Below are 16,607 nucleotides of genomic sequence, written 5' to 3' on the forward strand. Positions count from 1 at the left end.
AAAGTCAAAAGTGATAAATGAAGTGCGCAGGAAGAATCGGTTTGAAGATATCTAATCTGAAAATTTACTAAACTCTCTTCAATAAACATTAAAACAATAAAAACCATGGAAAGTAAGATTCAAAAATTTCAATTCAAAACAAACATCAATTGTGGTGGATGTATCGCTAAAGTAACTCCTTTCCTGAACGAGACGGAAGGGATCGACCATTGGGAGGTGGACACTACCAACAAAAATAAAATACTCACCGTAACTTCAGATGGTATTACAGAGCAGCAAGTGGTGGCATTAATACAAAAAGCCGGCTATAAGATTGAGGTGTTGGGATAGTATGATTGGGGTTCTCAATTTATTGATTTACTATCAATCTACAAATCCTAAAATGTCCGGTTTTCTTTATTGGTCTTTCGCCGAAGGCGCAAATCATCTTTCCTAAAGCAACCCTCCAAATGGTCGTCCACCATGCCCGCGGCTTGCATAAATGCATAGCAAATAGTGCTTCCGCAAAAGGTAAAGCCACGTTTTTTCATGTCCTTGGACATGGCGTCTGATTCGGGGCTTGTGGTCGGGATTTGTGTTGGATCAACGAAATGATTTACGATGGTCTTTCCATCGGTAAACTGCCAGATATAGGAATCAAAGGAACCAAACTCTTTTTGGACTTTGAGAAACATTTGTGCATTTTTAATGGTTCCCCTGATCTTCGCCCGGTTTCGAATAATACCGGAATCATTCAACAGACGGTTGTAATCATCTTCGCCAAAGGCTGCGATCTTTGCAGCATCAAAATTGAGAAATGCCCTTCGGAATCCTTCGCGGCGATGAAGAATAGTTTTCCAACTCAGTCCGGCCTGAAAGGCATCCAACACCAAAAACTCGAAAAGTTTCCGGTCGTCGTGCACAGGCACGCCCCATTCCTTATCATGGTATTCATTCATCAGCGGGTCATTGCCCGGCCAGGTGCAGGAGCTTTCCATTGTGATAAAGTTTATTACTAAAATATTAAAATAACATCCGAAACCCCTGATAGCAAAGGCTTGCTCTTGCATTTTGATTTCGTAAAACAATGTGCTTAAAACCGATACCCTATCCCAAATCCCAAATCAAAAATCCCAGTCATTTTATTGCTACGCCTTCCTGACCATCCATCATAAGAATACTCGATACCATAACCAAATCCGATGTTTATGTCGAGGTAAAGATGATCGGTAATAGTCTTTTCGGGTTGTAAGAGTAGTGAGCAAACAGTGAGAACCGTTAATAATGTCCAAATGCTGATAAAACAAGAACCACTACCCTTGTATCATAAATTCGATAAACCAGACGATGTTCCGCTGATAATCGGCGCGACCATGTTTCTTCATTATAGTATTTAAGACGTTCAATTTTTCCGGTGCCGGTTAATGGATGTTCACGAAGTTCCAGTAAAAGATTAAACAGTTTTTTTAGCAATTTTTTGTCCCCTGCCTTTTTCAATCGGTTAAGATCGGCCAAAGCTTCCTCCGTAAATTCCAGCTCGAAAATCATAACCCCAGAAGTTTTTCAATCTCAATGGGATCGGATATACGCTTGGTTTTGCCATCCTTAGCCTGCTGCAGAGAATAATCAATTTTGGCAAAAAATTCCTCTTCTGACATCAAAGTATCTTCACTCGTCACGGGAACCAATTTGTAACTCTTGTTCCTTTTCCTTTGAATAATAATTTGTTCGCCGTTGTCAACCTTGTCCAAATAATGTTTTTGTTTTTCTCTGAACTCTCTACTGCTGATTATTGTCATAGTTGTAAATGTTATTGTGTACCAAACTGGTACAAATGTAATAAAATTTAGGAGGGTGTCGAATTTTAATTCCCAACTATTGCCTACGCAAGTACCGGATCAGAGAAGGGCTTCCATCGAGATTATTTATAAAATGACGCAACTTTAAAATAAAAGATCGATGCCCTCCGACGGGAATTGAAAAAACAGAAGATTTCTTTTTTTTAAAACCGATATCCTATTCCAAATCCCAAATCAAAAATCCCAGTCATTCTATTGCTACGCCTTCCTGACCATCCACCATAAGAATACTCGATACCATAACCAAATCCGATGTTCATGTCGAGGTAAAGATGATCGGATATTAATCGTTGAATGCCTGTTCCTACCTTTAAACCAACAAAGGAAGCTCCCTCGTGATATTTGCCGTTGGCTGAATTTTGTTTGTAATAATTTCCACGATAAGTTGGCCCCAACGAAACGTAATTTGCCGAAAGGCCATTACCGGATTTCCCCATTAACATCCTGCGATGCAGATTATAATAATAGCGTCCTTCAATTGTCAATTCCGGACTAATGCTAAATACTTCGGCATCATAATTCTTCACCTTAGAATATTGGAATTTGCTGCCCAGTTTTGTGTTGATCGAAAATGGAGAGGTTCCCAACTTGAACTCAGCCTCAATGTTTGGTGTAATGGAGCCAATCAGCGACTCCCTGACATAGGCCAGATTTATGATATTAACAAGATTTGTTTTTAACAAAAAGCGATCTTCAGCATGGCATCTCAAAACAGGGCACAATTTATCAAAATCCAGTTTATACTTATCCCTTGTAAAAGCCAAACCTGCATCCACATAGGTACTAAAAAACAGGGTGGACCAGGAGTCGCCACTCAGCGACTTATTCCATCCTGCCATTACACCCAAGTCCACAAACCCTCGCTTAAGGAATCTGCGCTGAATACCCCATTTTGCAAATAGCGGGATAAACTCCAGGTCGGAGTATCCGGTTTCACGGTCATAAATTGCATGATAAGCTTTGCGATAACCACCTCCCAAAGCAACATAAGCGCCCGATAAGTTGGCTGTAGGAATATTATCACGAATGTTTTTATGATTCTTATAATACCACCTTGATTCGAGGGAAGATTCGATTCCAAAATCATCCGAAGAGTTGAGGCCCAGCTTAAAACTGCTGTAGTTAAACAATACAGCATTCAACGAAAACCCATTGGCAATCTTTTTTTCAATGCTCAACTTTAGGTTCCCGGCCACGCGGCCATACTCCCAGTATGCCACCATAGAAGCCTTAAAAAGCCAGTTGGTTTCTTCGTGCATCATGAATGCGTATTCCATTGGCGTAAGATATTCCACCACGCTGTCGTAGTGTGTTTCGGTGGAATAGCGCAGGCTGTCGGTTTGTGCGTTTCCTGCCATTGAAACAAAAAGTGCTGCCAGGGCTAACAAAACTATCGAGGTGTTCGGTTTCATCGTTTGTTGTTTATAATTTTTCATCTCAGGCTACTTAATTTCAAGTGTACCAATGCTTTGTTTTATCTGGATAAGCGGGCGATCCGGCAGATCATTAAAATTGACTTTATGGATATTTCCCTTTTTCCCGGGAGGATCGAAGACCATCCATGCGGGTTTCCCGAAATCGGTATTTTCGAGATCGAGCAAATACCTGAATTTATTTCCGGCATCGATCGTTATCTCCGACTTTTCGGCTCCGATAGTAAGGGCCTCAAGACGGATAAAACGTTCAAGATTTATCTTTGCAACCGTCGCATCAATGATGATTGTTCCTGACACCTTTTCGAGGTGAATATTGGAGCGGCTGGATTTTATCTCAATCCGGCCATCCAGCATCTTTCCGGAAATATCTCCGAATTTTGATTCAATCTTAATTTCACCTTTTACATTTATTAATCCGATGGTTGCAAATTCGCTGGTTATGTTGAGTGTTCCTTTGGTATTTTCTACAATGATTTCACCAAAATAATTATTGATGGTCAGCGGACAGCTTTCGGGTATTTTGATGTGCCAGATAACTTTTAGGTTCGATTCGGGTCGTGCATCTCCGGCAGCCAGCTCGATGTAATTCCGCATAAATAAAGTCCTGCCCTGCCGGCCACTAATCCATTTCGCCTTTTTCAAGTCAAGCGCTGCCTTTTCTTTGTCAGCATGTTTTGCAATGATTTCAATTTCGTAAAGGATGGAACTCCCCGCGTACGATTCGCAATGTATCACAGCATTTTCGCCAACTATCTCCAGCTTCATTCCGGGGGTCCATTTTTCCTGGCCATCCAGCGTTTTTGTCACCACCTGAATTTTGGTTTGCCCCATTGCACTGCCCGCGAAAACTTCTGTTATCAAAACAAAAACAAGCCATATTTTAATGATTATCTTTTCCATCCCATTACATTGTTTTTGAGATCATTTGTTTCACAATTTCATTTTTCTCCAATTCAATTTTGGTGAGCAATATTTGCAAATCTTTATTCTGATCGTAAACATTCAATCTTTCAAGAATCTCCGATTTCTTCTCATTCAAATAATCCAGTTCTTCTTGTTTTTCTTTAAAGTCGGGCTGGCTGCACGCTATCGGATTGGCAGCGCAAAGAGCATTCAGAAGGTTGGATATTTCCGCATCATCTTCCTGCCAATGGCCTGGTTTTTCTATTTTGATGACCTCTTCGGAGTAGCTGATATTTGATTTTTGTTGGTTTGGAAATAACAGGAAATAGGCCATAATGATTGCAACACCGGCAGCGGCCAGCAAAGTTGTCCATCTAAAAATAATAAGCTTACGGGACTTTGCCTCCTCCACATTTAGCGTAGCATCTATTCTGTTCCAAATTTCATCACCCGGCGTGAACTCCTTGAGCTGACCGATTTTTTCATGCTTATCCAATTCGTTGGCAATAGCGTTCCAGACTTTCTGCGGTGGCACAATGGATTTTAATTTCGACAATCCTTCCGCTATTGTTGCCTCAGCCAATTGTGATTGTACCGCTTCCCAAACCTTCTCGTCCGGGGTATAACTGCGCAATTGCTGCAAAGCCTCATCCAATATTTTGCGGTTCTTTTCCATCAGTTGACCAGGTTTTCAAGATTTTCACGCAACATCTTTTTAGCTTTAAAAAGTTGCGACTTGGAAGTACTCTCCGAAATATCAATCAGTTCTGCTATTTCGCGATGTTTGAAACCTTCGATTTCGTAAAGTGTAAAAATGGTACGATAGCCTTCCGGCAAATTGGCAATCGCTTTTTCGAGATAGTCGATGTCGATGGCAGCGCCCCAGTCGATAATGGTGGAAGTATCTGTGTTTTCGATATCCTCAAAATAAATCCGCTCTTTAATTTTGCGGATGGCTGCACGGGCGATTATGGTGTGAATCCAACTTCCGAGTTTAGAATTACCTTTAAAGGTATGGAGGTTCCGGAAGATGAGTAAAAACCCCTCCTGGAGCACATCGTTGGCATCGTCAAAGTTTCCGGTAATGCGGTAAGCAAGGGTGTACATCCGGGTTTTGAACTGGTCGTAAAGCGCTTTTTGTGCAGCTCTCTCGCTTTTCAGGCAACCATCGATAATTTCCTTTTCGGAATGATATGTCATGTTTGATTTGCTCACTGTTGGTTAGAGACCTCAAAGATGTAAATAGTTGCCCGATAGTAAAATTATTTTGAAGTTGCCAGCACAACCAAACCCTTCCTCATCAGTTTAAAAATATTGGCTAATCGAAAAATCAGTAAGTTTGTCCAGATAAAAAAATCTATACGATGGAGCTAAAGAAAGAACTGGTGCCCGCCACATGGGCCGAACTGCAGGAGTTGCTTTTTCATGATGCCTACAATACTGCCATCAGCCGTATTCGGTCGCCATACATTTACCGCGGTTTGTCTGATTTTAATTATACGCTCAAAACTTCGCTCATCCGTCTGAGTGGCGACTATGGCCGGCTGGAGTTTCATCTGCTGCGCAATTTCCAGAAATATTCGCACCGCCCCGACCAGATCAACAATACCGAATGGGACTGGCTGGCGCTGGCACAGCATCATGGGCTGCCCACGCGACTGCTCGATTTTACCTATTCACCGTATGTGGCGCTGCATTTTGCTACCGCCGAACTCGATAACTACGACCGCGACGGCATCATCTGGGCGCTCAACTACGAAAAAACCAAAGACTACCTGCCGCAAGAGCTTTACGACGAACTTTGCCGCGTTGGCTCCAATAGTTTTACAAGCACCATGCTCAACAACGTATATCGCAGCCTGAGCGAGCTATCGAGTGAAAAAGAGGAGTTTGTGGTAGCTTTTGAGTCGCCCTCGCTCGACAACCGCATCGTGAATCAATTTGCCATCTTCACCTTTATGTCGCACGCCGAGAGCCTGCTCGACACATGGCTTGCCGAGCGGCCATCGCTCTATTTTCGCATCCGCATTCCGGCTGGCATGAAATGGGAAATTCGCGACAAGCTCGACCAGGTAAACATCAACGAGCGCGTGCTCTTTCCGGGCTACGACGGCCTAACCAAGTGGCTGCGCCGGCACTACAGCCCAAAATGAAAAAACCTGCTACAGATTGGCTGTGGCAGGTTTTTTTTATTAAAAGCAAAAACGAAATCTTGTCTAAAAATCCAGCAACTTCTTGGCGGCGTGGTATATTTTTTCTTCGTTGGGAAGAATGGCTTTTTCCAGTATCGTGTTGAAGCCTACGGGTGTAAAGGTAGAACCTACACGGCGCACAGGAGCATCGAGATATTCAAAAGCTTCATCGGTAATCATGGCAGCAAGCTCGCCACCAAATCCACCAAAAACTTTGTCTTCGTGCACAATGAGCACACGGTTGGTTTTCTTCACCGAGGCCAGCACCGTTTCTTTATCGAGTGGGATCAACGAACGCAGGTCGATCACCTCTACAGATTTGTTGTGGTCTTTTTCGAGTTGTTCGGCAACTTTAACGGACATATGCGTGGTGTTGCCGTATGTAATAATGGAGAGGTCGGTACCTTCGCGGCGTACCCGTGCTATTCCAAAAGGAACCTCAAAATCTTCAGGAACCTCCGCTTCTGAGGCGGGATGGTTATAAAGAGCTTTGGGTTCGAGGAAAAGCGTAGGACCTTCGCTGCGCATACTGGTGCGCAAAAGTCCGGCAGCATCGTCGGCATAAGAAGGATACACGATGCGGATGCCTGGGAAATTAGTCATGGCACCTTCGATGGTCTGCGAGTGGTAAAGCCCGCCACCGATATAGCCTCCCGACGCCAGACGAATGGTTACGTTGGGTGCAAAGGCGCCATTGCTGCGCCAGTAGTCGTGCGTCATCTCGACAAACTGCTCCATGGCTGGCCAGAAATAGTCGGCAAACTCGGCGCCTTCTATTACGATACGTATTTTTTTGTCGAAACGGCTCATGCCGTTGGCGGTGCCCATGATGAAATCTTCGGCAATAGGGGCATTAAACACCCGCTTGATGCCAAACTCCTGCTGCAAACCTTTGGAGACATTAAAAATGCCGCCTTTTTCTTTATTGGCCATATCCTGACCCCAGATAAAAGTGTCGGGATTGTGGCGAAACTCGGTCTTAAGTGTAGTGTTGAGCGCTTCGATCAGTCGCATGGTCTGGCCCTTTTCTTTGCCCTGCAAACCTTTTGGATACTTCTCGGAAACAAAAGGCTTTGGAATCACAAAATCGAAAATTGATTTTGGATCGGGATTGGGCGCCTTGAGGACTTTTTTGTGGGCAGCAGAAATTTCTTTCTTTGCCTTCTCGTCCATCTCATCAAGCTCTTTTTCGGTAAAAATATCGGCGTACGTGAGTCGTTCACGAAACTTCAACAAAGGATCAAGCAAGTCCATCTCCATTAGTTCATCGTCATCGCGGTAAAGCTCATGGCGGTCGGAGTTGGAGTGCGAGCCCATGCGAATACAGTTGGCATGAACGATCACCGGCACTTCTTCTTCTTTGACAATGCGCCGCGCTTTGAGCATGGCATTCATCGAGTTGATGGGGTCTTTGCCGTTTGCATAAATGATACGCAGGTTTTTGAATCCATGGAAGTTGTCGGCAGCGCGTGGATTAGCAGTCTGCTGTTCTTTGGGCACAGAGATGCCGAAGCCATTGTCCTGAAAGACAAATATCACCGGAAGCCGCTCAGTGGAAGCGCCGTTGATGGCCTCATAAACATACCCTTCGGATGTGGACGATTCGCCCTGCGAGCTGATGGCCACCGCGTCGGATCCATAATATTTCATAGCGCGGGCCACTCCTACTGCGTGCAGTGTGTGGTTGCCGGTAGCCGATGAGGTGTTGTGGATATTCCAGACAGGCTTGGCGAAATGGTTGGACATATGACGTCCGCCGCTGGCGATGTCGGTAGCTTTACTCAGGCCGTTGAGGATGATCTCTTCGGGGGTGAGGCCGGCAGATATTGCCGTTAGCATGTCGCGATAATACGGAAAAAGATGGTCTTTTCCGCGCTCGAAAAGCTGCCCGATGGCAAGCTGGATACCATCGTGACCGGCATAAGGTGCATGATACGACCAGCCCAGTGCCTGCTTCAGGTAGTTGGGAGCTTTGTTGTCGAGCTGACGCCCCAGCGTCATCAGATAATACCACTGCTTAAGCGTGTCGCGCTCAGTGCCTTTAATGCTACAAATCTTGTCTTCTTTGGTTAGGACAAATTGCTTTCTATTACTCATTCCAAAATAATTTTTTTCTAAAATATCTTAAATGTTTGCTATCTGCCCCTCTAAACAGTCATGTGTGGGGTTTGTTCAGGATGGAATTACAAGGATAGAACGATTGGATCACGGGCGCATGCCCGAGCATCTTTAAATAGCCATGCATCTTTGAACTAATTGACAGCTTCGTGTACTCTGATGATGCTGCATTTGAAAAACAAATCTTTTCCTGCAAAAGGATTATTAAAATCAACAGTGTCGATTTCGGCTACCAAACTACTACATTACAAACCTTTAGACGTACAACCATTGTATTAACAATTTTATTGACATTGAAAAAAAACTAAAAAGTGAAGGTTTCAACTGAATAACTATATTTGCGCCCTTCATAAAACTTACTGTACTACAATCAACTCAAGATGCATAACATCAAAACCTACTTTGTAATTACGCTGATAAGTATTTTTCTCACCTCTGGCCTTCAGGCACAGGATGTTACTCCACAGAAAAATTTATATGCCAAATCGTTTTATCACCAAAAAGCGCCGGAGCTGGTGGTAGAGAAATGGATTAGCGAGAAGCCCGACACCAAAGGTAAATTTGTAATGATCGACTTTTGGGCTACGTGGTGCGGCCCTTGCAAGATTTCCATTCCGCAGGTAAACAAATGGGCAGAGAAATACAAAGATCAGATGGTTGTGATTGGCCTTTCGGATGAGCCGGAAGCCAAAGTACTATCGATGAAAGCGCCGATGATTGAATACTACAGTGCCATTGATACGCAGGGGCGGCTCAAGAAAATTTTTCAGGTAAAAGGCATCCCGCACGTGGTACTTATCGATCCGCAAGGAACCGTTCGCTGGCAAGGCTTCCCGTCCCTGGCCGGACACCAGCTCACCGAAGAGATACTGGAGGAAACCTTTCTCAAATACGGAAAGAAATAAAATAACCAAAACGCCGAGGTGCAGGAAGTTTTAAAAATAGAAGGAATTACAAAACGCTACGGCGCTATCCGGGCTGTCGATGATCTGAGCCTGGAAGTGCTAAAGGGCGAGGTTTTCGGTATTCTGGGCCCCAATGGAAGCGGCAAGACTACCACGCTGGGAATCCTGCTCGACATCACCCGACCCGACAGCGGCACTTTTTCCTGGTTTGGCCAAAAACCTACTCACCTGGCACGCCGGCGCATCGGAGCCACACTCGAAAGTCCGGTGTTTTATCCTTACCTCTCTGCCATCAACAATCTAAAAATTATTGCCAACATAAAAGGCATCGGGTATCAGGGTATCGACGAAGTGTTGGAGCTGGTGGGTCTTTACGACCGGCGTCACAGCAAGTTCAGGACTTATTCCCTGGGCATGAAACAGCGACTGGCCATTGCATCGGTATTGTTGGGTGGCCCCGAGGTACTCATCTTCGACGAGCCAACCAACGGCCTGGATCCGCAGGGCATTGCCGAAATCCGCAAGCTGATTATCGATCTGGCACGAAGCGGACAAACCATCATCCTGGCAAGCCATCTGCTCGATGAGGTACAAAAGATATGTTCGCATGTGGCTATTCTGCGACGCGGACAAAAACTCTTTTCTGGCCCTATCGGTGCGCTTTCCAAAGAAACTGATGTACTGGAACTCGGCACTGATGATCAGGAAAAGCTTGTATCTGCATTGGAAGAAATTGATGTTATCTCTGATATTAAAAAAGAAGGCAACCTACTGCTTGTGAGCTCACAGGGAAAGCTTACACCTGCTGAGCTCAACAGATTACTCATCGAAAAAGGCATTGTACTTTCACACCTTAATCGGCGGCACAAAAGCCTTGAACAAGAAGTGCTGAAATTGTTGGAGCAACAATCATGACGGAGCTGCTAAAAATAGAATGGCTCAAACTGAAGAGCTACCGCGCCTTCTGGATCATGGTGGGATTGTATCTCTTTACCCTATTCTCAACGATCATCGGATTGCCGGCCATGCTGGATTTCATTGCCGATAAAACAAACGACAACGTCTATATTAAGGCATTCAAAATTGTAGCTTTCAACTTTGCCGACATCTGGCAAAATATCGCTTACGTGGCTGGCTGGCGCTGGTCGATAAAAGTTTTGCTGGCGTTGCTGGTAATCATCCTCATCTCCAACGAATTTACGTTTCTTACCATCCGTTCCAACATTATCCACGGCCGCAGCCGCACGCAGTTTATGCTAGGTAAACTGTCGGTTGTATTTTTGCTTACGCTAATATCAACGGTGGCGCTATTCGCTGCCGGCATGTATTTAGGATTAAGGTTTTCGGCCACCAAAACTGTCGGTGCCATCTTCGGGCACATCTATTTTTTGGGTGTTTATTTTCTGGAGCTATTCACCTATCTCACCTTTGCGCTGCTCGTTGGTTTATTAATACGCAAAACAGGCTTTGCTATCATCACACTTTTTTCGTATAATTTCCTAGAGCTCATCCTACAATATTATGTACATGATGATTATGAAAAGTTCCTGCCGCTTAACGCGATCAATGGAATTGTTACCGGTGTGAATTCATCGATGATAAAAGTTAAAACACCTAATTTCGACATGAGTATGATTTTGCAGGAGCATCTCTCACTGTTAAACTTTGGTGTCTGTCTGGCTTACCTGGCGTTTTTTCTGGGGGCAATCTATCTCTATCTGAATCGAAGGGATCTTTAGGAAGTCCTCAACCTCCAGTCGGCAGTTCTCAGTCGGTTTTATTAGGGGCACTACTTTTTACTTACAACTTACAACCTACTTTCCCCTCCCCTACGGCCTAACCACCTCAAAATCGCCTCTTTCTTTGATGCGGATAATGCGCGAAGGTTTTAAGCCTGAGATCTTATCGTGGTAAAGATCCACCACATAATCCACAGCAACTTTTACCTCCTCCGAAATCTGTTGAAACCGGTATGGAGTAGCGGCGCCCGAAATATTGGCGGATGTAGAAACGATGGCTTTATCCAGTTTACCGATCACCTGCCGGCAAAATTCATCGCGTACCATGCGGATGCCAATGGAGCGGTCAGAAGCAGCCACGCCTTTGGCTAAATTCTTAGCACGCGGATAAATGACTGTGAGTGGCCGGTCGAAACTCTGCACCAACTCTTCGATGAGCGGATCGACCTCAGTTACATAGCTGTAGATGCGTTGGACTGAATCGACCAGGATGAGCAAGCTTTTGTCGAGTACGCGCTGCTTAATTTTGTAAATTTTCTCTACAGCCCTTTGGTTTGTAGCGTCACAGCCAATGCCCCAGATGGTATCGGTGGGATACAAAATGGTGCCGCCCTGTCGTAGAACAGCAACAGTTTTTTCGACTTCTGCCAGCATATGTTTGTGTTGCGAATTGTCCATGAGTGCTCCTGTGTGGCTGCAAATCTATAAGTAAATTACGAAATTCGACGTAATAATTTTACAATAGGGATGGTGAGCGCACATTTAAAATGTCCTTCGGGACATTTTTGGAAGCCGTGGAGACCACATGGGCGGCAGCTTAGCGCAATATCTGTTTCAACAATAGCAGAATCATGGCTTAGCGGCCCGAAACCGAAAGCGGGTACCGTGGAGCAAAAGATTGCAGTAACGGGCGCATTCATAGCAGAGGCAAAATGCATAGGTGCCGAGTCGTTCACGAAGTTCATGGCTGCATCTTTCATTAGCGCAGTGGTTTGCAATATGGAAAGTTTTCCGGCAAGGTTAAGGCTCAGCGGGTAGCCGGACTCGTCGATAATTCTGCGGCACAGCGGCTCATCGTCCGGCCCACCAAGAAAATATACAGCCACCTGCTCCTGCAGTGCCAGTGCCTTCAAAAATTCTATCCATTTTTCCGCAGGAAACTGCTTTGTGAACCACAGCGAGGCCGGCGCGATACAAATATATTTTTGTGTTTTGTATTGCGATACTTTGGCGTAGTCGGCTTGCGAAGGATAAAGCTTTGGGAAATATTGCATATTCTCATCGGTAATGCTGCTGATGAGCGAAAGATTGCGATGCGTCTCGTGTTGGCTTTTGGCCGGATCAGCTGAAATGTGGTGTGGAAGACGCCGACTGTAAAAGAGCGAAAAGGGATTTTTACCAAACCCCAGACGGAGAGCAGCTCCCGAAAAGGCGGTAAGAAAACCACTTGCCGCAAAACGATGTACATTAACAACTACATCATACCGGCGCGACCGTATGTGTTTGAGCAGCTTGTACAGATGTTTGTATTTGTCGGTAGACTTATCCCAAACCAATATCTCGTGTAACAGTGGATGACCTGTAAGCACCTGCTGCAAGCCTTTCTTTACCAGAAAATCAATTTCACTCTCAGGATAAAATTCCGCAAGCTTTTCGATCAAAGGTGTGGCAAGCACCACATCGCCTATCGAAGCGGTTTGCAGGATGAGAATTCGGCGTATGGTGTTTTTTTTCATAAGAAATCAACTTTTCACTTTCAAAATAAAGAATCAGTCACACCGTGAATTGTTTAAAAACGTGGAACTATATTCTGATTCCTGCACCATCAGCCCGGCTTTATTCACGGTGTGACTTTTTGAGTTCAGTTTGAATTTTGTGATTTAGAATTTATTTGTTTTTTGTTTTGTTGAAATTTATTTTTTAAACAGCTACCTCATACTCGCGCAACGCCTGATTGAGCGATGTTTTCAGATCGGTAGAAGGTTTGCGCCGCCCGATGATGAGTGCACAAGGTACCTGATAATCGCCGGCGGGGAAAGATTTTGTCAATGTTCCGGGAATTACCACAGCCCTGCGCGGCACCACTCCTTTGCTTTCGATGGGCGTATGGCTGGTAACATCAATAATTTTGGTAGAGGCTGTGAGCACCACATTGGCGCCCAGCACAGCTTCCTGTTCCACGCGCACTCCTTCCACGATGATGCAGCGCGACCCGATAAAGCAGCCGTCTTCGATAATCACCGGGCTGGCCTGCACCGGTTCCAAAACGCCACCAATCCCTACCCCACCGCTCAAATGCACATTCTGTCCAATCTGTGCACACGAACCTACGGTAGCCCATGTATCCACCATCGTTCCGCTGTCGATGTATGCGCCGATATTCACATAGCTTGGCATCATTACTACGCCCCGGGCAATGTAGGCGCCATATCGCGCCACAGCGTGCGGCACCACGCGTATGCCGAGGGCGCTATAATTCTGTTTGAGCATCATCTTATCGTGAAACTCCAACGGCCCTGCCTGGCTGGTTTCCATTTTTCGTATGGGGAAATAAAGTATCACCGCTTTTTTAACCCATTCGTTCACCTTCCATTCGTCGCCAATACGACCCGCCGCACGTATCTCACCGCGGTCGAGCATAGCGATGATGCTTTCGATGGTCTCGATGGTTTTTGGCTCATTGAGCTTTTCGCGGTGCTCCCAAGCTTCTTCTACGATCATTCGTGCAGCTTTCATCGTGTAGTTTGTTTTGGTTACGGCCAAAAATAGACAAAAATCACCTACTCCATTTATTCTTTATAATTTTGCCGCCATGTACACCACATCGTTTGGGTGCAGGTATTAATAAATAAAACATTTGCAGTGGGAAGAATAATGGCTATCGACTACGGACAAAAGCGCACAGGTATTGCTGTGACGGATGAGCTGCGCCTTTTTGCCACAGGACTCACCACGGTGCCGTCGGCCTCTGTCATTGCCTTTCTTCAAAAATATTTCGATGAGCAAATGGTTGATGTAATTGTTGTGGGATTGCCGCGACAGCTTGATAATACGCCTTCTGATGCCCAACGTTTTACGGAGCCTTTTGTAAAAAAACTTCAAAAACATTTCCCAAACGTTGTTGTTGAGAGATTCGACGAGCGATTTACCTCAAGAATGGCACATGACGCGATGTTGCAGGCCGGACTTAAAAAGAAAGCGCGCCAAAACAAACAACTGGTGGATACGGTGAGCGCCACGCTGATATTGCAGTCGTACATGCACATGCTGGCATTTAAAAAAGGACATTCTTTATCTTAAATATTCTGATCATGTTATTACCAATTACCGCTTACGGACACCCTGTGCTGAAAAAAGTTGCCGAAGAAATCGATAAGAATTATCCGGAACTTGAACAACTCATTGCCGACATGTTTGAAACCATGTATGATTCGGATGGCATCGGGCTGGCGGCTCCGCAGGTAAACAGGTCGATCAGGCTTTTTATCGTGGACGGCACACCCTATGCTGATAAAATTCCTGAGACAGCCGATTTCAAAAAGATTTTTATCAATCCATACATCCTCAACACCAGTGGCAGCGACGTAATCATCGACGAAGGCTGCCTCAGCATCCCCAATATCCGTGAAGATGTGACGCGCAAAGACGAAATTACCATCGAATATTATGATGAAAAATGGGAGCTGAAAGAAGAGACCTACACAGGTTTTCCGGCGCGCGTCATTCAGCACGAATACGATCATCTGGAAGGAATTCTGTTTGTAGAGCGCATCAGCAGCCTGCGCAAGACGTTGCTGCGTCGCAAGCTGTATGACATCGCACACGGAAAGGTAGATGTAGATTATCGTATGATTTTTCCCAACCTGAAAAAATCCAAACTCGTTAAGCAATAAGTGTATGAAAAAGAACATTTTCCCCATCGCCGTCCTGCTATTGCTGGTGGTGATGATCGCATGTCAGAATTCGCGCCGCGAGGCCATCGACCAGATCACAAAAACTGAAGAAAGCGTTTTCGACGAAAGCGGAATAATTGATCAAGCGCGTATAAACGAGCTCATCGACGTTTACATCAGCTATGCCGAAAGTTATCCGCAAGACAGCCTGGCTCCCGGGTATCTTTTTAGAGCTGCCGATGTAGCCATGACAACCAACCGCTCCAACCAGGCTATCATCCTCTATCAGCGCATCCGCGAAGAATATCCTGACTATCGCAAAGTACCCGAAGCGTTTTTCCTGGAAGGATACGTCTACGAAAATTATCTGGGCAGGCTCGACAAAGCCAAAGCCATTTATGAGGAATTTCTTGAGAAATATCCCGACAACGACTTTGCCAAAGATGCCGAAATCTCTCTGAAATATTTAGGAAAAAGTCCCGAAGAACTCATTGAGATATTTCAGCAGACGCAGCAGGACACGTTGGTGGACAATAAATAGTTGGTTGTTTGTTGTTTGTTGTTTCCAACGATTGGCTTTCGCCTGCCTTCCTAAGACGTAGAAGTACCGACTGAGCTAAAACTGAGGGCTGGTGACTTGAGACCGTAAACTACCTGCTAATTAAACTCCTTCTCCAGGAAATTCTTAAGATGAGACAGGTTTACGTTTTGGATGATCACCCCTTTTTTTACATACGACACTTCGCCGGTTTCTTCTGACACCACCACGGCGATTGAGTCAGTGCGCTCGGTGACACCCACAGCAGCGCGGTGCCGCAACCCCAACCCTACCGGAATATTTTTGTTGCTCGACACCGGCAGGATCGACCGCGCCGATTTTATTTTATTATTGATGATGATGACAGCGCCATCGTGCAAGGGGCTGTTTTTGAAAAAGATGCTCATCAGCATCTCGTCCGAAATCTGTGCTTCGAGAATCTGCCCCGTTTCTACATATTGCCGCAGCTCGTTGACTTTGGCCAAAATAATTAAAGCTCCGGTTTCGCTTACCGACATTTTGCGACAAGCAGTTACTATCGAATCCACATCGAGCAGCGTTGGCTTGCTGAGGTTAAGTTTCATAAACCACCGCGATCGCTTTTTATTCATAAATCGTGGGGTTCCCAGCAGCAAAAGGAACTGCCTGATTTCGGGCTGAAAAACCACAATAAGCGCAATAAATCCTACCGATATGAAGGCTCCAAGTATCTCCGAGAACATCTCCATACGCAACGCCGTCACCAACCGCCAAATTAAAAAGATAGCCACAATTCCAAAAAAGATATTGATAGCCGCAGTGCCTTTCAAAAGGCTGTAGAGAGCATACAACAGGTATGCTACCAGCAGCACGTCAATGACGTCGGTAAGTTTTACATCGATAAAGGCAGTAATAAATAGCGTGTGCATGAAGCGTCGTTAAAATATTGCGGCCAAAAGTAGTGAATAAATTAAGATTACATCACCCGATTCGCCAACCAGTCCGGAAGAGTCTGGCGTTTATCCGTTAGGCTTTGTTCGTCATTTCTCAAATGAAGCAGAAACAA

General features: G+C 45.1%; 20 protein-coding genes. 8 read left to right on the plus strand and 12 right to left on the minus strand.

What is annotated here, in order from left to right:
• The first annotated feature begins 105 nt into the window (after positions 1–105).
• Complete coding sequence (locus VFC92_12335) at positions 106–330, plus strand: heavy-metal-associated domain-containing protein (GenBank protein ID HZK08969.1); 225 nt, start codon at positions 106–108, stop codon at positions 328–330.
• Positions 331–377: 47 nt separating this feature from the next.
• Here the strand turns inward: VFC92_12335 and VFC92_12340 are convergent, their stop codons facing one another.
• The 7 genes from VFC92_12340 to VFC92_12370 all read right to left on the minus strand — a co-directional run bounded on the left by VFC92_12340 (position 378) and on the right by VFC92_12370 (position 5,377).
• The gene (locus VFC92_12340) at positions 378–977 is read right to left on the minus strand and encodes a DNA-3-methyladenine glycosylase I (GenBank protein ID HZK08970.1); all 600 of its coding nucleotides are present in this window, start codon (positions 975–977) and stop codon (positions 378–380) included.
• A 280-nt stretch (positions 978–1,257) separates the two neighbouring features.
• The gene (locus VFC92_12345; GenBank protein HZK08971.1) at positions 1,258–1,527 is read right to left on the minus strand and encodes a Txe/YoeB family addiction module toxin; all 270 of its coding nucleotides are present in this window, start codon (positions 1,525–1,527) and stop codon (positions 1,258–1,260) included.
• On the minus strand, positions 1,524–1,778 hold the full coding sequence (locus VFC92_12350) for a prevent-host-death protein (GenBank protein ID HZK08972.1): 255 nt from the start codon (positions 1,776–1,778) through the stop codon (positions 1,524–1,526). The genes VFC92_12345 and VFC92_12350 overlap by 4 nt, the downstream gene beginning before the upstream one ends.
• A gap of 203 nt (positions 1,779–1,981) precedes the next feature.
• Positions 1,982–3,250, minus strand: a complete 1,269-nt coding sequence (locus VFC92_12355) for a DUF3575 domain-containing protein (GenBank protein ID HZK08973.1) — start codon at positions 3,248–3,250, stop codon at positions 1,982–1,984.
• 30 nt (positions 3,251–3,280) lie between these two features.
• Complete coding sequence (locus VFC92_12360) at positions 3,281–4,174, minus strand: hypothetical protein (GenBank protein HZK08974.1); 894 nt, start codon at positions 4,172–4,174, stop codon at positions 3,281–3,283.
• 4 nt (positions 4,175–4,178) lie between these two features.
• Positions 4,179–4,853: a hypothetical protein gene (locus VFC92_12365; protein ID HZK08975.1), complete on the minus strand. Its 675-nt coding sequence runs from the start codon at positions 4,851–4,853 to the stop codon at positions 4,179–4,181.
• Positions 4,853–5,377, minus strand: coding sequence for an RNA polymerase sigma factor (locus VFC92_12370; protein HZK08976.1), 525 nt, complete (start codon positions 5,375–5,377; stop codon positions 4,853–4,855). The genes VFC92_12365 and VFC92_12370 overlap by 1 nt, the downstream gene beginning before the upstream one ends.
• Before the next feature lie 164 nt (positions 5,378–5,541).
• Between VFC92_12370 and VFC92_12375 the strand changes: the two genes are divergently transcribed.
• Positions 5,542–6,330 (plus strand): FRG domain-containing protein, encoded by a 789-nt coding sequence (locus VFC92_12375; protein HZK08977.1) that lies wholly within the window; start codon positions 5,542–5,544, stop codon positions 6,328–6,330.
• Positions 6,331–6,393: 63 nt separating this feature from the next.
• Here the strand turns inward: VFC92_12375 and VFC92_12380 are convergent, their stop codons facing one another.
• Positions 6,394–8,466: a thiamine pyrophosphate-dependent enzyme gene (locus VFC92_12380; protein ID HZK08978.1), complete on the minus strand. Its 2,073-nt coding sequence runs from the start codon at positions 8,464–8,466 to the stop codon at positions 6,394–6,396.
• A 401-nt stretch (positions 8,467–8,867) separates the two neighbouring features.
• Here VFC92_12380 and VFC92_12385 point away from each other — a divergent pair, with 401 nt between their 5' ends.
• From VFC92_12385 to VFC92_12395, 3 genes are read left to right on the plus strand one after another with little or no spacing between them, the layout of a single operon-like run.
• Complete coding sequence (locus VFC92_12385; protein ID HZK08979.1) at positions 8,868–9,392, plus strand: TlpA disulfide reductase family protein; 525 nt, start codon at positions 8,868–8,870, stop codon at positions 9,390–9,392.
• A gap of 18 nt (positions 9,393–9,410) precedes the next feature.
• Positions 9,411–10,307 (plus strand): ATP-binding cassette domain-containing protein, encoded by an 897-nt coding sequence (locus VFC92_12390; GenBank protein HZK08980.1) that lies wholly within the window; start codon positions 9,411–9,413, stop codon positions 10,305–10,307.
• The gene (locus VFC92_12395) at positions 10,304–11,131 is read left to right on the plus strand and encodes a hypothetical protein (GenBank protein HZK08981.1); all 828 of its coding nucleotides are present in this window, start codon (positions 10,304–10,306) and stop codon (positions 11,129–11,131) included. The genes VFC92_12390 and VFC92_12395 overlap by 4 nt, the downstream gene beginning before the upstream one ends.
• A 90-nt stretch (positions 11,132–11,221) precedes the next feature.
• On the opposite strand, the gene VFC92_12400 is transcribed toward VFC92_12395, so the two are convergent.
• The 3 genes from VFC92_12400 to VFC92_12410 form a co-directional block, all read right to left on the minus strand.
• Positions 11,222–11,809, minus strand: a complete 588-nt coding sequence (locus VFC92_12400) for an L-threonylcarbamoyladenylate synthase (GenBank protein HZK08982.1) — start codon at positions 11,807–11,809, stop codon at positions 11,222–11,224.
• A gap of 35 nt (positions 11,810–11,844) precedes the next feature.
• Complete coding sequence (locus VFC92_12405) at positions 11,845–12,867, minus strand: glycosyltransferase family 9 protein (protein HZK08983.1); 1,023 nt, start codon at positions 12,865–12,867, stop codon at positions 11,845–11,847.
• Positions 12,868–13,051: 184 nt separating this feature from the next.
• Positions 13,052–13,867 carry a 2,3,4,5-tetrahydropyridine-2,6-dicarboxylate N-succinyltransferase gene (locus tag VFC92_12410; GenBank protein ID HZK08984.1) on the minus strand — a complete coding sequence of 272 codons (816 nt, stop codon included), beginning with the start codon at positions 13,865–13,867 and terminating at the stop codon, positions 13,052–13,054.
• 126 nt (positions 13,868–13,993) lie between these two features.
• Between VFC92_12410 and ruvX the strand changes: the two genes are divergently transcribed.
• Genes ruvX through VFC92_12425 form a run of 3 tightly spaced genes read left to right on the plus strand, consistent with a single transcriptional unit; the run spans position 13,994 to position 15,565 of the window.
• On the plus strand, positions 13,994–14,431 hold the full coding sequence (ruvX, locus tag VFC92_12415) for a Holliday junction resolvase RuvX (GenBank protein ID HZK08985.1): 438 nt from the start codon (positions 13,994–13,996) through the stop codon (positions 14,429–14,431).
• A gap of 11 nt (positions 14,432–14,442) precedes the next feature.
• Positions 14,443–15,024 (plus strand): peptide deformylase, encoded by a 582-nt coding sequence (gene def / locus VFC92_12420; GenBank protein ID HZK08986.1) that lies wholly within the window; start codon positions 14,443–14,445, stop codon positions 15,022–15,024.
• 4 nt (positions 15,025–15,028) lie between these two features.
• Positions 15,029–15,565 (plus strand): tetratricopeptide repeat protein, encoded by a 537-nt coding sequence (locus tag VFC92_12425; GenBank protein ID HZK08987.1) that lies wholly within the window; start codon positions 15,029–15,031, stop codon positions 15,563–15,565.
• A 116-nt stretch (positions 15,566–15,681) separates the two neighbouring features.
• Here VFC92_12425 and cdaA read toward each other — a convergent pair whose 3' ends face one another.
• A complete protein-coding gene (gene cdaA / locus VFC92_12430) occupies positions 15,682–16,470 on the minus strand; it encodes a diadenylate cyclase CdaA (GenBank protein HZK08988.1) in 789 nt (262 codons plus the stop codon).
• Positions 16,471–16,607: the final 137 nt, after the last annotated feature.

This window comes from Bacteroidales bacterium, assembly GCA_035647615.1.
Taxonomy (GTDB): Bacteria; Bacteroidota; Bacteroidia; order Bacteroidales; family 4484-276; genus SABY01.

Bases quoted from the DNA above. Each gene is read 5' to 3' on its own strand.
- VFC92_12335 (HZK08969.1), top strand. From the start codon at position 106: ATGGAAAGTAAGATTCAAAAATTTCAATTCAAAACAAACATCAATTGT.
- VFC92_12340 (HZK08970.1), bottom strand. From the start codon at position 977: ATGGAAAGCTCCTGCACCTGGCCGGGCAATGACCCGCTGATGAATGAA.
- VFC92_12345 (HZK08971.1), bottom strand. From the start codon at position 1,527: ATGATTTTCGAGCTGGAATTTACGGAGGAAGCTTTGGCCGATCTTAAC.
- VFC92_12350 (HZK08972.1), bottom strand. From the start codon at position 1,778: ATGACAATAATCAGCAGTAGAGAGTTCAGAGAAAAACAAAAACATTAT.
- VFC92_12355 (HZK08973.1), bottom strand. From the start codon at position 3,250: ATGAAACCGAACACCTCGATAGTTTTGTTAGCCCTGGCAGCACTTTTT.
- VFC92_12360 (HZK08974.1), bottom strand. From the start codon at position 4,174: ATGGAAAAGATAATCATTAAAATATGGCTTGTTTTTGTTTTGATAACA.
- VFC92_12365 (HZK08975.1), bottom strand. From the start codon at position 4,853: ATGGAAAAGAACCGCAAAATATTGGATGAGGCTTTGCAGCAATTGCGC.
- VFC92_12370 (HZK08976.1), bottom strand. From the start codon at position 5,377: ATGACATATCATTCCGAAAAGGAAATTATCGATGGTTGCCTGAAAAGC.
- VFC92_12375 (HZK08977.1), top strand. From the start codon at position 5,542: ATGGAGCTAAAGAAAGAACTGGTGCCCGCCACATGGGCCGAACTGCAG.
- VFC92_12380 (HZK08978.1), bottom strand. From the start codon at position 8,466: ATGAGTAATAGAAAGCAATTTGTCCTAACCAAAGAAGACAAGATTTGT.
- VFC92_12385 (HZK08979.1), top strand. From the start codon at position 8,868: ATGCATAACATCAAAACCTACTTTGTAATTACGCTGATAAGTATTTTT.
- VFC92_12395 (HZK08981.1), top strand. From the start codon at position 10,304: ATGACGGAGCTGCTAAAAATAGAATGGCTCAAACTGAAGAGCTACCGC.
- VFC92_12400 (HZK08982.1), bottom strand. From the start codon at position 11,809: ATGGACAATTCGCAACACAAACATATGCTGGCAGAAGTCGAAAAAACT.
- VFC92_12405 (HZK08983.1), bottom strand. From the start codon at position 12,867: ATGAAAAAAAACACCATACGCCGAATTCTCATCCTGCAAACCGCTTCG.
- VFC92_12410 (HZK08984.1), bottom strand. From the start codon at position 13,867: ATGAAAGCTGCACGAATGATCGTAGAAGAAGCTTGGGAGCACCGCGAA.
- def (HZK08986.1), top strand. From the start codon at position 14,443: ATGTTATTACCAATTACCGCTTACGGACACCCTGTGCTGAAAAAAGTT.
- VFC92_12425 (HZK08987.1), top strand. From the start codon at position 15,029: ATGAAAAAGAACATTTTCCCCATCGCCGTCCTGCTATTGCTGGTGGTG.
- cdaA (HZK08988.1), bottom strand. From the start codon at position 16,470: ATGCACACGCTATTTATTACTGCCTTTATCGATGTAAAACTTACCGAC.